The 12,644-nt window shown below is 68.4% G+C and carries 14 protein-coding genes; 6 read left to right on the top strand and 8 right to left on the bottom strand.

Annotation, left to right across the window (positions count from 1 at the left end; all coding sequences use genetic code 11):
* Positions 1–16: 16 nt before the first annotated feature.
* The 5 genes from gltX to SNAS_RS09715 all read right to left on the bottom strand — a co-directional run bounded on the left by gltX (position 17) and on the right by SNAS_RS09715 (position 5,207).
* A complete protein-coding gene (gene gltX / locus SNAS_RS09735) occupies positions 17–1,495 on the bottom strand; it encodes a glutamate--tRNA ligase (RefSeq protein ID WP_013017237.1) in 1,479 nt (492 codons plus the stop codon).
* Entirely contained in the window at positions 1,488–2,267 is a 780-nt protein-coding gene (locus SNAS_RS09730) for a fumarylacetoacetate hydrolase family protein (RefSeq protein WP_211207434.1), read from the bottom strand. The genes gltX and SNAS_RS09730 overlap by 8 nt, the downstream gene beginning before the upstream one ends.
* A 98-nt stretch (positions 2,268–2,365) precedes the next feature.
* Positions 2,366–2,698, bottom strand: a complete 333-nt coding sequence (locus tag SNAS_RS09725) for a hypothetical protein (RefSeq protein ID WP_041624713.1) — start codon at positions 2,696–2,698, stop codon at positions 2,366–2,368.
* 4 nt (positions 2,699–2,702) lie between these two features.
* Positions 2,703–4,319, bottom strand: a complete 1,617-nt coding sequence (gene cimA / locus SNAS_RS09720) for a citramalate synthase (RefSeq protein WP_013017234.1) — start codon at positions 4,317–4,319, stop codon at positions 2,703–2,705.
* A 174-nt stretch (positions 4,320–4,493) separates the two neighbouring features.
* Positions 4,494–5,207, bottom strand: coding sequence for a DUF2306 domain-containing protein (locus tag SNAS_RS09715; RefSeq protein WP_013017233.1), 714 nt, complete (start codon positions 5,205–5,207; stop codon positions 4,494–4,496).
* A 157-nt stretch (positions 5,208–5,364) separates the two neighbouring features.
* On the opposite strand from SNAS_RS09715, the gene SNAS_RS09710 reads away from it, so the two are divergent.
* Positions 5,365–6,069: a TetR/AcrR family transcriptional regulator gene (locus SNAS_RS09710; protein WP_013017232.1), complete on the top strand. Its 705-nt coding sequence runs from the start codon at positions 5,365–5,367 to the stop codon at positions 6,067–6,069.
* Between the two features lie 138 nt (positions 6,070–6,207).
* Complete coding sequence (locus SNAS_RS09705) at positions 6,208–7,152, top strand: ribose-phosphate diphosphokinase (protein ID WP_013017231.1); 945 nt, start codon at positions 6,208–6,210, stop codon at positions 7,150–7,152.
* Positions 7,153–7,166: 14 nt separating this feature from the next.
* Here SNAS_RS09705 and SNAS_RS09700 read toward each other — a convergent pair whose 3' ends face one another.
* On the bottom strand, positions 7,167–7,961 hold the full coding sequence (locus tag SNAS_RS09700) for a DUF2785 domain-containing protein (protein WP_013017230.1): 795 nt from the start codon (positions 7,959–7,961) through the stop codon (positions 7,167–7,169).
* Between the two features lie 74 nt (positions 7,962–8,035).
* Entirely contained in the window at positions 8,036–8,962 is a 927-nt protein-coding gene (locus SNAS_RS09695) for an alpha/beta fold hydrolase (RefSeq protein ID WP_013017229.1), read from the bottom strand.
* Positions 8,963–9,130: 168 nt separating this feature from the next.
* Here SNAS_RS09695 and SNAS_RS09690 point away from each other — a divergent pair, with 168 nt between their 5' ends.
* Both SNAS_RS09690 and SNAS_RS09685 read left to right on the top strand, forming a co-directional pair.
* Entirely contained in the window at positions 9,131–10,342 is a 1,212-nt protein-coding gene (locus SNAS_RS09690) for a sensor histidine kinase (protein ID WP_169313870.1), read from the top strand.
* Entirely contained in the window at positions 10,339–10,989 is a 651-nt protein-coding gene (locus SNAS_RS09685) for a response regulator transcription factor (RefSeq protein WP_013017227.1), read from the top strand. Before SNAS_RS09690 ends, SNAS_RS09685 begins: the two co-directional genes overlap by 4 nt.
* A 3-nt stretch (positions 10,990–10,992) precedes the next feature.
* Here SNAS_RS09685 and SNAS_RS09680 read toward each other — a convergent pair whose 3' ends face one another.
* A complete protein-coding gene (locus SNAS_RS09680; protein ID WP_041624711.1) occupies positions 10,993–11,403 on the bottom strand; it encodes a PaaI family thioesterase in 411 nt (136 codons plus the stop codon).
* Between the two features lie 159 nt (positions 11,404–11,562).
* Here SNAS_RS09680 and SNAS_RS09675 point away from each other — a divergent pair, with 159 nt between their 5' ends.
* The gene (locus SNAS_RS09675; protein ID WP_013017225.1) at positions 11,563–12,114 is read left to right on the top strand and encodes a peroxiredoxin; all 552 of its coding nucleotides are present in this window, start codon (positions 11,563–11,565) and stop codon (positions 12,112–12,114) included.
* Positions 12,114–12,644 (top strand): alkylhydroperoxidase, AhpD family, encoded by a 531-nt coding sequence (ahpD, locus tag SNAS_RS09670; protein WP_013017224.1) that lies wholly within the window; start codon positions 12,114–12,116, stop codon positions 12,642–12,644. Before SNAS_RS09675 ends, ahpD begins: the two co-directional genes overlap by 1 nt.

Here is a 12,644-nt window from a genome sequence, read left to right as displayed (position 1 = left end):
GTGCCGTCGGACGGATTCAGCTCTCCGCGACGCGTTCCCGGGCGGCGCGCAGGCGATCCAGGCTGACCTCGCGGCCCAGCAGTTCCAGCGACTCGTACAGCGGCGGCGACACCGTCTTGCCTGTTGCCGCCACCCGTACCGGTGCGAAGGCCTTGCGGGGCTTGATCTCCAGCTCGTCGATGAGCTTGGTCTTCAGCGCGGTCTCGATCGCTTCGGTGCTCCAGTCGTCCAGTTTCGACAGCACCTCGATCGAGGCGTCCAGGACGGTACCGGCGTCACCCTTGAGGGTCTTGGTGGCGCTGGCCTCGTCGAGCGCGAAGTCCTCACCGGCGTAGAGGAACCGCAGCATCTCGGCGCCCTGCACCAGGGTGCCGGTGCGCTCCTGCACCAGCGGCGTCGCCACGGCGAGCACCCGCAACTGTTCGGCGGTGGGCTCGTCGGGCAGCAGGTTCAGTTTCTGGAGCACCGGGATGAGGCGTTTGGCCAGGTCCTCGGGCGCCAGCTGCCGGATGTGGTGGGCGTTGATGGCGTCGAGCTTCTTCTCGTCGAAGCGGGCCGGGCTGGAGTTGACGTCTGCCAGGTCGAAGGCGGCGACCATCTCGTCGAGGGTGAACACGTCCCGGTCGGCGGCGATGGACCACCCGAGCGTGCCGACGTAGTTGATGATTCCCTCGGGCAGGTAACCCTTGTCGCGGTAGGCGAGCAGGTCCATGCGGGGGTCGCGTTTGGACATCTTCTTGCGGGACTCGTCGACCACCAGCGGCGCGTGGGCGAACTGCGGGACCCGCTCGGCGACACCGAGGTCCACAAGGGCCCGGTACAGGGCGATCTGGCGCGGCGTGGACGACAGCAGGTCCTCGCCCCGGATGATGTGGGTGATGCGCATCATCGCGTCGTCGACCGGGTTGGTCAGCGTGTACAGCGGTGAACCGTCGGCGCGGGCGATGACGAAGTCGGGGATGTTGCCCGGTTCGTAGGTGATCTCGCCGCGCACCCCGTCGGTGAAGGTGATCGGGGTGTCGGGCATCCGCAGCCGCAGCACCGGTTTGCGGCCCTCGGCGCGGTAGGTGTCCTTCTGCTCCTGGGTGAGGGTGCGGTCGAAGTTGTCGTAGCCGAGTTTCGGGTCGCGACCGGCGGCGCGGTGCCGGGCCTCGACCTCGTCGGGGGTGGAGAAGGCCTCGTAGACATAGCCACCGTCCAGGAGGCGCTTCATGACGTCGGCGTAGATCTCGGTGCGTTCGCTCTGCCGGTACGGCCCGTGCGGGCCGCCCTTCTCGACGCCCTCGTCCCAGTCCAGGCCCATCCAGCTCAGCGCGTCGACCAGCTGGTGGTAGGACTCCTCGCTGTCGCGGGCGGCGTCGGTGTCCTCGATCCGGAACACGAACTGTCCACCGTGGTGCCGGGCGTAGGCCCAGCTGAACAGGTAGGTGCGGACCAGACCGACGTGCGGGACCCCGGTCGGGGACGGGCAGAAGCGAGTGCGTACCTCAGTCAAGGTTGACCACCGTATTTGTCAAGGTCCCGATGCCTTCGATCGAGACGGTTACCGAATCTCCCGCCACCATAGGCTCGATGCCTTCGGGCGTTCCAGTCAATATGACGTCGCCGGGCAGCAGCGTCATCACGTGCGACACATAGGACACGATGGTGGCGGGCGAGAACGTCATGTCCTTGGTGCGGCCCAACTGCCGCACCGAATCGTTGACCTCGCAACGGACCTCGACGTCGGAGACGTCCAGTTCGGTCTCGATCCACGGCCCCAGTGGACAGAACGAGTCGAAGCCCTTGGCGCGGGTCCACTGGCTGTCGGACTTCTGCAGGTCCCGGGCGGTGACGTCGTTGGCGCAGGTGTAGCCGAAGATCGCCGCGGCGGCCTCGGCCGGGGTGGTGACCCGCCGCGCCCCCGGTATCCCGATCACGATGGCCAGTTCGGCCTCGTGGTCGACCTGCTGCGACTGCGGTGGCAGCCGGATCGCGTCGCCGGGACCGATCACCGAGGTGGACGGTTTGAGGAACAGCAGCGGCTCGGTGGGCACCGGCGCGGACTGTTCGGCGGCGTGCGCGGCGTAGTTGCGGCCGACGCACACGACCTTGCTGGGCAGGATCGGCGCCATCAGCCGGACGTCCTCCAGCGCCCAGCGCTGGCCGGTCAGGCTCAGGTCCCCGAACGGGAGGCCGTCGATCTCGGCCACCGTCGCACCCGGCCCCTCACCCTCCACTGTGGCAAAGGACATGCCCCTGGCGTGGGCAATTCTCGCGATACGCACCGCTGTCATCCCCTCAACTGTCGAAATCCGGGTTTGAGACTAACGAGGCGGCGACGTGCCCGAGCCACGGCCCTCGGGCCGCTGTGAGATGGAAGGCGCTAGAAGATCCAGCTGAGCACCAGCCACAACAGCGTCGCGCCCACCGCCCCGGCGACGATGCCGCCGCCGAAGGCGCGGGCGTCGTCCTTGAGCATGATCGCGAATCCGGCCGACAGGGCACCGGGGGTGGCGATCAGGCTGGAGATGAGGGCACCGTCGATGCGCACGCCCAGGCCGGAGTCGGAGAGCAGCAACAGACCCAGCAGGAACGCCAGAATCATCTGCCCGACCAGGCCGGTGACGATTCCGGCGAGGAATCGTTGCCGCGCGTATTCGTGCTTGGACCGCATGTCGACCGCGCGCACCCGCGCGGCACCGTAGCTGTTGCTCACCTCGTCAACGATATCGGGACACACGCGGTAGCCGTGGTAACCGCGACAGGCGATACGCCAGTGCCTCCGAAAGCGCGTGCCAGCTGGCCTCGACGACGTTGTCGTGGACGCCGACGGTGGTCCACTCGCGTTCGCCGTCGGTGGTGCCCACCAGCACCCGGGTGATGGCGTCGGTGCCGCTGGATCCGGCCAGGATCCGGACCTTGTAGTCGGCCAGCGAAACGTCGTTCAACTGTGGATAGTGGGCGACGAGTGCCTTGCGCAGCGCCGAGTCCAGGGCGTTGACGGGACCGTTGCCCTCGGCGGTGGCGATGACGCGTTCGCCGCGGCTGCGCACCTTGACCGTCGCCTCGCTGACGACCGCGCCGTCGCCGCGGTGTTCGACGATGACCCGGTAGCTGTCCAGCCGGAAGTGGCGGGTCAGGCCGGTGGCCAGTTCGTCGCGCACCAGCAGTTCGAAGGACGCGTCGGCGGCCTCGAAGCTCCAGCCGCGCGCCTCGAGGTCCTTGACCCGTTTGGTGACCCGGTTGAGGGTCTCGGGGTGGCCCGACAGGTCCAGGCCCAGTTCCTTGGCCTTGAGTTCGATGCTGGCCCGTCCGGCCATCTCGGTGACCAGGATCCGCATGTCGTTGCCCACAACGGACGGATCTATGTGGTTGTACAGCTGTGGGTCCACTTTGATGGCGCTGGCGTGCAGTCCGGCCTTGTGGGCGAAGGCGGCGTGACCGACGTAGGCCTGGTGCGAGTCGGGAGCGAGGTTGGCCAGTTCGGCGATCGCGTGCGACACGTGGGTGAGCTTGGCCAGGCCGCCGTCGGGAAGCACGTCCATGCCCATCTTGGTGGCGAGGTTGCCGACGACGGCGAACAGGTCGGCGTTGCCGGGGCGCTCGCCGTAGCCGTTGGCGGTGCCCTGTACGTGCATGACCCCGGCCTCGACGGCGGTGATGGTGTTGGCCACGGCGCAGGCGGTGTCGTCCTGGCAGTGGATGCCCAGGCGGGGGTTGCCGCCCAGGCGTTCGCGCAGTTCGGTGATGGTGCGCGAGATCCCCGACGGCAGCATGCCGCCGTTGGTGTCGCACAGGACCACGACGTCGGCTCCGGCGTCCAGCGCGGTGCGCACCACGGCGGTGGCGTAGTCGGGGTCGGTGGCGAAGCCGTCGAAGAAGTGCTCGCAGTCGAGGAACACCCGCCGTCCACACGAGACTCCATAGGCGACGGTGTCGGCCACCATCGCCAGGTTCTCCTCCGGGCTGGTGCGCAGTGCCCGCTTCACGTGCCGCACGTCGGACTTGGCGACCAGGCACCACGCCGAGGCGCGCGAGTCGAGCAACGCCGCCACCTGCGGGTCGTCCTCGACGGCGAGTCCGGCCTTGCGGGTGGCGCCGAAGGCCACCAGCGTGGCGTGCTTGAGGGTCAGTTCCTCGGCGGCGCGGGCGAAGAACTCGGTGTCGGAGGGCAGGGCCCCGGGCCAGCCACCCTCGATGAAGCCCACCCCCAGTTCGTCCAGCAGCTTGGTGACCGCGAGTTTGTCGGCCACCGAGTAGCTGATGCCCTCACGCTGCGCCCCGTCGCGCAGCGTGGTGTCGAAAACGTGGAACTCGTCGGGATTCGTGGTGGTCATGCAAGGCTCCTGGAGATCGAGAGGACCATGAAAAAGACCCCCCGTGCGGGCACGGAAGGTCTGGCGCGTCGGCGGAATATGGGCAGCTACGTCGCTGCCGCCGCGCGCCCGCAGCTAATAATCAGCTGGAAGGTCACGACGCGAAGTATGCCATCCGCTTCCACTTAGTGACCATTAACTCCCGGATAGTGGAACCGGCGGCGTGTCACGGTGGCCCGCCACGGCCGCGGGACGGGTGCCGTCGCCGGTGACCGGTCCGGTCGGCGGCTTCGGGCGCGGCCGTCGGGTGCGCTCGATCCACCACTCGGCGATGAGCAGGTTCACGATCCAGCTCAGCCACACCGCGGCGAGCGCGGCGTCCATGAACATGGCGTCCCAGTCACCGCCGTAGACACTGTCGGTGAACGGCATGAGCGCGACGACCATGATGCCGGTCCAGACCCGGTTGGCGATGATGGAAATGCACAGCGCGAAGCTGCGGATCATCCAGCGCCGGTGTTCGGCGAACCGGCGAGCGCGGGCCATCCGGAAACCGGCGATCGTCATGAGCAGCCACAGGATCGACAGGGTCATGTTGCTGATCCGTCCGGGCACCGGGAGGTCCTGCCACACGGCCGAAACGAAGGCCAGGACGCTGGCCGGGATCACGGCGGTGACGTAGATCCGTCCGCTGATCCGGTGCACCTTGGGGTGGTGCTGCCGCAGCCATGGCCACAGTTGCAGGCAGCAACAGGTCAGGGTGACGGTTCCCAGCACCACGTGGGCGGACAGCATCAAGTAGTGGGTGTTGTCGCGCAGCGCCACGAAGGACGCCTCGGGGGTGAAGCCGAGATAGGCGGGAGTGCGCCACGCGAAGAAAGCGCCGCACACGACCCACAGCGGGATCATCCACGGACGTTTCCACCAGGGACCATTATATGAGTAAGGTTTACGCATAACCTTAAGCGTAAACCTTACGCATAAATCAACGCAACAGCGGCCGACCCTGAATCTCGCTGCCCTCGCCCCTTAGGGGAGATTGCTTTCAGACCGAAGGGAGCCCACCGTGAGCACGCCCGACGCCCAGTCCCTGCTCTGGGGCAAGCGCCCCTCCCCCGGCCGGGGCCGCAAACCGTCCTTGAGCGTGGACGGGATCGTCACCGTGGCCATAGCGCTGGCCGACGCCGAAGGGCTTGCGGGACTGTCGATGCCCAGGCTCGCCGAGGAACTGGGATGCGGAGTGATGACCCTGTACCGCTACCTTCCCGGGAAGGAGGAGCTGGTCGCGCTCATGATGGACACCTGTCTGGGCCAGCCGCCGCGGCTTTCCGACAGCCCCGATTGGCGAGGCAACTGCCGCGCCTGGGCGCTGGCGCTGCGCGAGGTCTGCCATGAACACCCATGGTGGATCGACATCGCGCTGCACAACCGGGTCGCGGGCCCCAACGAGACGGCCTGGCTGGAAGCCGAACTGCGAGCCCTGGCGCCGCTGCGACTGGACCCGGTGGTGACGATGAACGTGGCGTTGGCCATCAGCAGCTACGTGCGCGGCGCGGTGCAGCCCGAGTTGCGCGCCACGCCGGGTCCCCGGTTCGGGTTCGTCGACTACCCCGAGACCCACCACCGCTACCCGCTCGTCAACGAGATGTTCCACGCGCCCGCGTTCCAGTCCGGCGAAGGGTTGTCGGACTTCTTCGGTTTCGGGCTGGAGCGACTGCTCGAAGGAATCGACAATCTTCACGCTACTCACGGTGACGACCTGCGCGAGTAGTCGAGTCTCACTCCAAAGAGTGTCAGCTAGGCGAAACTTTCCTGAATTTCGGCATGAGAGGATCGAGCCGCTGTGCGACTCGCCCCGGCGGGTTGAAGTCAGCGTTCAGACGCCGCCCGCGAATGTTTAGGGAAGATCATGCGCGACGACGAACTGGTGGTCCTGGGAGGCTCAGCCTCGCCATTGCTGACCAAGGAAATCTGCCGAATCCTCCAAGTGCCCGTAGGCGAAGGCGAGGTGCATCAGTTCTCGGACGGCAACCTGTTCGTCAAGATCGGGCAGAACGTCCGGGGACGGCACGTCTACCTGGTGCAGTCGACGGTGTTCCCCGCCAACGACCACTTCATGGAACTGCTGTTCTGGGTGGACGCGCTCAAGCGCGCCTCCGCCGCCTCGGTGACCGTGATCATCCCCTACTTCAGCTATGCCAAGGGCGACAAGAAGGACGAGCCCCGGGTCTCGATCCGGGCCCGGGTGTGCGCCCAGTCCATCGAGGCCGCCGGAGCCGACCGCGTGGTGACCCTCGACCTGCACGCGCCCCAGATCCAGGGCTTCTTCGGCGTGCCGGTCGACGATCTCTACGGAGAGCCGGTGCTGTCCGACGCGATCGCGGCCGAGAAACTGGACGACCTGGTGATCGTCTCCCCCGACGCGGGCTTCGCCAAGAAGGCCAAGCAGTACGCCAAACGGCTCGGCGCCCCGCTGGCGATCGCGGACAAGGAACGCATCGACCACACCGAGAGCGCCAGGATCGCCGACCTGATCGGTGACGTCGACGGCCGCAACGCGGTCATCGTCGACGACTTCACCATCACGGCCGGGACCCTGGCCGAGGTCGCCGACACCCTGATCGAGAAGGGCGCCCGCTCGGTGCGGGCGGCGGTCACCCACGGCGTGTTCACCGAGAAGGCGATGCCACGCCTCGACGCCTCGGCGATCGAGACGCTGTGGTGCACCGACACGGTGGAGAACCGCCCGGCCGAACTGTCGCCACGGGTGTCGACGGTGTCGGTGGCGCCGCTGTTCGCCGAGGCCATCCGCCGCATCCACAACCGCGAGAGCCTGAGCGTGCTGTTCACCTGAGGGCTGGGTCTGGCTCAGCCCGTGAACGGGGCGACCCGCGCCAGTACCTCGGCGAGGCGTTGCTTGACCGCGTCGCGGTGCTGAAGCTGGGTCACGTCACCGCCGCGCCAGCTGGGGCGCACGCCCCGGTCGGCGAGGATGTACAGCAGCCGCAGGGTGCGCATCGTGTTGGAGGCGTGCGGCGGGGGCGGTCCGGGTTCGCCGGACGTGAAGTCGGTGTCGACGGCCGCCAGCCAGCCGACGGAGTCGGCCTCGGTGAGTTCGGGGCGGGTCAGGACGTGCGCGACGGCGAAGGCGAGCCGGTCGTCCTCCTGGTCGCGCCACACGAACTCGGTGGGTGCCAGGAGTCGTTGGGCGGCAATCGAAAGCATCCGGGCGGGGTCGACGTCGGTGTGGCCGCCGAAGGCCTTGAGGGTGTCGGCGCCGTGGGCCACGGCGTGCAGCCAGCCCAGCTTCTCGTCGTGACCGCGAAGGTCGACTTCGGACGGATACCAGTTCGCGAAGGCGTCCAGCCAGCGCGGGAAGTACGTGCCCCGGTCGACGATCTCGCCGAGGATCAGCGTCGCGAAGGTCCGGGCCTGGACCTCGGGATCGTCCAGCAGCGCGGCCATCTCGTCGCCCAGCCGTTCCAGATCGCCGTCCAGGACGCCCTTCTCGACCCAGGTGGCGAGCACGTAGTAGGACTGCTCGTCCCGCAGCACCGGATCGGGCGAGCGAAGGTTCCCGGTCAGTTCGGCGACGAGGTCCGCCAGCGGCTTGTCGTCGGGTACGGCGAAGTCGGCGTCCTTGACGCGCTGCCAATCGGTCATGGCGGCAGCCTAGCCCGGCCGATGTCACGGCTGCCGCTGGTTTTCGGCCGGGCTGGTGCGGAGGTCGGGCCGGATCAAGCCAGGTCGACGAGGATCTCGAGGATCTTCTTGTGCGCCTTGGCGGTGCCCACGTGGCTGGCCTTGACGGAGTGGACGTTGAACGGGTTGTCGGGTGTCAGCGCGTCGGCTTCGTCGATCATCCGGTTCTGCAACGCGATCGGCAGCATCTTGTCGCGGGTGTGGCGGATGTAGGTGCGCGGGATGGTGCCCCAGGTGTCCTTCTCGACCTGGGCGTTCTCGGTGATCGCCGCGATCGACTCGTCCGGTTGCAGGGCCGCCAGCAGGGACAGGATGGCCTCGTCGGTGCCGTCGGCCAGGTAGGCGGCCTTGGCGGCGGCGACGAACTCGGGGTCGGCGCTGCGCCAGTTCATGCGGATGGCGCCGATCTTCTGCGGGTCGCCGACGATCCAGGGGGCGAGCGAGTCGCCGAGGGAGCCCTCGTTCTCGTCGGTCTGGGTGTACTCGTACATGGTTTCCAGTTCGACGCAGCAGTAGGCGGTGTCGTAGACCATGTGGTCGATGTACTCGGGGATCGCGTTGCCGACCTTGGTGATGGTGGCGCCGCCCATGCTCTGTCCCACCAGGATCACGGGGCCGTACTCGGCGACGGTCTTGACCACGTCGATGGTGGCCTGCACGTAGTCGTCCAGGCCGACGTTCCGCATCGGCGATTCCATGTTGGCCCAGGTGATGAGGTCCTGCGGGGCCTGGTACTCGATCGGGAAGTGGCCCTCGGTGTGGCCGGGCAACTCCACCGCGACCGAGCGGTGGCCGCGCAGGCCCAGGGCGTTGAAGCCCATGCCGGTTCCGTTGGCGCCGTTGACGAAGACGTAGGTCGGTGCGCCCTCGCGTCCGGCGGCGGTGGCGATTCCGGCGGTGGCCACGGCGGCGCCGCCCGCCCCCACTACGGCGGCGGTGCGAAGCAGCTTGCGGCGGTTCATGGTGCGTCCTCTCGTCGTTGTGGAGTCCATTGCAGCCGCCGACGGGGTATCGCCGATAGCGGAGAACGTGGGGAACGGCGCCGACGATGGTCGCGGCGGATGCGACTTTCGTCGGTGATGCGCCGTGACACCGTGCCATCGCCGTCCGGCCTGGGTAGCGTGTCGGTCGTGACCAAGACGTGGCGTCCCACGCGGTCGTTCGTCTTCGACGCGGCCGTGATGCTGACGTGTGTCGCGGTGGAGGTCGCCTTCACCGTCACCGCGTTGCTGTCGCAGCCGGCCGGCACCGGGCTGGTGACCGCGACGGTGCTGATCTGGGTCGGGCAGCTGGCCTCCGACGTGAGCCTGCTGTTTCGGCGGCGGTGGCCGCTGCTGGTCTTGGGCATCGCCGTGCTGGCGGCGGTTCCGGTGGTCGCGGCGGTCGTGGAGGCGATCGCGTCACCGGCCCGGGAGCACGGGGAGCCGTGGATGCCGGTGTCGATTCCGATCGCCGCCTACAGCGCGGTGGTGTACGCGCGGCACCGCATCGCGGCCTGGACGCTGTTGGGGGTGCTGGCCGCGCTGGTGGCACAGCCGTGGCGGCTTTCGTGGTTCACCGTCACCACCAGTGCCCTGTTCGTACTGGTCCCGGCGCTGCTGGGCATGTACGTGGCGGCACGGCGGCGGTTGATCGCCGCGCTGACGGATCGCGCGGAGCGGGCCGAGCGGGAGCGGTGGCTGCTGGCCGAGCAGGCGCGGGTCGAGGAGCGGCTGCGGCTGGCGTCCGATATGCACGACGTGGTGTCGCACCGGGTGAGCCTGATGGTGTTGCAGGCCGGGGCGTTGCGGATGACCACTGACGACGAGACGACCCGCGGCGTCGCCGAGGAGTTGCGGTCGGCGGGCAGTCAGGCGCTGGAGGAGCTGCGGGACGTGATCGGGGTGCTGCGGTCCGAGCCGCCGGACGCGACGGCCGATCTGGACACCACGGTGGTGGAGCTGCCGGATCTGGGGGAACTGGCGGACGAGTCGCGGACGGTGGGAGTGCCGGTGAAGCTCGACGTCGAGGACGCGGCGGTGACGGCCGCCGTGGGGCGCACCGTTTACCGGGTCGTCCAGGAAGCACTGACCAATGTGCGCAAACACGCTCCGGGGGCGGAGGCCGCGGTGCGGGTCGGACGGGACGACGAGTGGCTGCGGGTGAGCGTCGGCAACGGGCCGCCGCGACATCCGGGCGACCCGGCGCTGGCGGCGACCGGTTCGGGTACCGGACTGGACGGGTTGCGGCAGCGGGTCGAGCTGCTGGGCGGGACGCTGACCGCCGATGCCGGGGACGGCGGTGGTTTCACCGTGGTGGCGAGGCTGCCGCGGGTTCCCACCGGTGAGGCGGGACGGCCGTGATCCGGGTGGTCGTCGTCGACGACGAGCCGATGGTGTGCGCGCATCTGCGCACCATCCTGGGTTCGGCGAACGACATCGAGGTGATCGACACCGCGCTGGACGGCGCGGCCGGGGTGGAGGCGGTGGTGCGGCACCGGCCCGACGTGGTGCTGATGGACCTGCGGATGCCCGGTGTCGACGGCCTGACGGCGATCGAGCGGATCGCGAAACTGCCCGAACCGCCGAAGGTGGTGGCGCTGACGACCTTCGACGCCGACCACTATGTACTGCGGGCGCTACGGGCCGGGGCGATGGGGTTCCTGGTGAAGTCGACACCGCCGGAGGACCTGATCGGACTGGTGCGGGTGGCGGCCGACGGACACGTGGTGCTGTCGCCGGTGGCGGCGCGCCGGATGGTCGCGGCCTCGGCCGACGAGCAGTCCACACGCGACGAACTGCGGTCGCTCGTGGGCGAGCTGACCGAACGCGAGACCGAGGTGCTGGCCCGGCTCGGCGAGGGCCTGTCCAACGCCGAGATCGGCAAGCGGCTGTACCTGTCGGAGGCCACGGTCAAGGGCTACGTGTCGCGGCTGCTGCTGAAACTGGGCTGCGACAACCGAACCCAGGCCGGGCTGCTGGCCCGCGACGCGGGCCTGACCGACCGCTGAGGCTCAGCCCAGGATCGCGTAGACCGTGCTGGCTTGCGCCACAACGGTTCTGGCCTCGTCGCGGATGTCGATGTCGACGAACGCCATCGTGCGGCCGAGCTTGCCGATCCGGGCCACGACGGTGACGTCGCCGTCCAGTACCGGTCGCCGGAACGTCGTCGACTGCTGCACCGTCGTCATCGGACGGAAGCCGCCGCTGGCGGAACTGATCGCGATCACGGTGGCGGTGTCGGCGGCGGCCATCATGGCCTGACCGCACAGCGCGCCGCCTTCCCGGTTGAGCCGGGGTGAGTGCGGTAGCCGTAGGGTGGCGCTGGCGTCGCCGAGCGCGACGACCTCCAGGCCGAGGTCCTGCACCCACGGGGCGAAGTTGTCACGAAGGATCTTGTTGCCGTCATCTATGGAGAGGGTCACAACACTCATTGTGGCGCTTGGGAAGCCGAGACGCTGCCCACACGCCGGGCCAGCGGGCCCCGACGGTGTCGGACCCGTCGAGTACATTCTTGAACGGTTCCAGAAAACACGGGGCGCGACGATCGCGTCACCCAAACGACTTACACGAGGAGATCATCCGTGCTGACCGTTGGAGAGAAGTTTCCCGAGTACGAGCTGACCGCCTGCGTCTCGCTCGAACCCGAGAACGCCTTCGACACGATCAACCACAAGACCTACGAGGGCCAATGGCGGGTGCTCTTCAGCTGGCCCAAGGACTTCACGTTTGTCTGTCCGACAGAGATCGCCGAGTTCGGCCGCCTGACCGGCGAGTTCGCCGACCGCGACGCCCAGGTGCTCGGCTGGTCGGTCGACAGCGAGTTCGTCCACTACGCGTGGCGCAAGGACCACCCCGACCTGCGGGAGCTGCCGTTCCCGATGCTGTCGGACATCCGGCGCGAGCTGACCGAGGCCGCAGGCGTGCTCGGTGAGGACGGCGTCGCCCAGCGCGCCACCTTCATCGTCGACCCCGACAACGTGATCCAGTTCGTCATGGTCACCGCCGGTTCGGTGGGCCGCAACGTCGCCGAGGTGCTGCGGGTCCTGGACGCGCTGCAGACCGACGAGCTGTGCCCCTGCAACTGGAACAAGGGCGGCGACACCCTGGACGCCACCAAGCTGCTGGCGGCGTAATGGGCATCGACACCCTCAAACAGGAACTGCCGGAATACGCCAGGGACACCAAGCTCAACCTCGGTTCGGTGACCACGACGTCGTCACTGACCCCGCAGCAGCTGTGGGGGACGCTGGTGGCCACCGCCGTGGCGTCTCGCAACGCGCGGGTGCTGCGCGAGATCACCGAGGAGGCGGCCAAGAACATCTCGGAAGAGGCGCTGCGGGCCGCCAAGGCGGCGGCGTCCATCATGGCGATGAACAATGTGTACTACCGGGCCAAGCACCTGGTCGGTGACGAGGCGTACCAGACCATCCCGGCACGGCTGCGGATGCAGATCATCGCCTCGCCCGGCGTCGCGAAGCTCGACTTCGAGCTGTGGAGCCTGGCGGTGTCGGCCGTGACCGGCTGCGGGGTCTGCCTGGAGTCGCACGAGAAGACGCTGACGGGTTCGGGGGCCTCGCGGGACAACGTGAACGACGCGCTGCGCATCGCGGGGGTCGTGCACGCCGTGGCGGTCACGCTGGACGCCGAGGCGGCGCTGGCCTGA

The organism is Stackebrandtia nassauensis DSM 44728 (genome assembly GCF_000024545.1).
GTDB classification, from domain to species: Bacteria; Actinomycetota; Actinomycetes; order Mycobacteriales; family Micromonosporaceae; genus Stackebrandtia; species Stackebrandtia nassauensis.
The sequence above is the reverse complement of the archived record's forward strand: the minus strand, read 5'-3'. Positions and strand labels throughout refer to the sequence as shown.

Coding starts and splice junctions, on each gene's coding strand:
- SNAS_RS09715 (WP_013017233.1), bottom strand. CDS start 5,207: ATGATCCCGCTGTGGGTCGTGTGCGGCGCTTTCTTCGCGTGGCGCACT.
- ahpD (WP_013017224.1), top strand. CDS start 12,114: ATGGGCATCGACACCCTCAAACAGGAACTGCCGGAATACGCCAGGGAC.
- cimA (WP_013017234.1), bottom strand. CDS start 4,319: ATGACCACCACGAATCCCGACGAGTTCCACGTTTTCGACACCACGCTG.
- SNAS_RS09695 (WP_013017229.1), bottom strand. CDS start 8,962: ATGAACCGCCGCAAGCTGCTTCGCACCGCCGCCGTAGTGGGGGCGGGC.
- SNAS_RS09700 (WP_013017230.1), bottom strand. CDS start 7,961: ATGACCGATTGGCAGCGCGTCAAGGACGCCGACTTCGCCGTACCCGAC.
- SNAS_RS09705 (WP_013017231.1), top strand. CDS start 6,208: ATGCGCGACGACGAACTGGTGGTCCTGGGAGGCTCAGCCTCGCCATTG.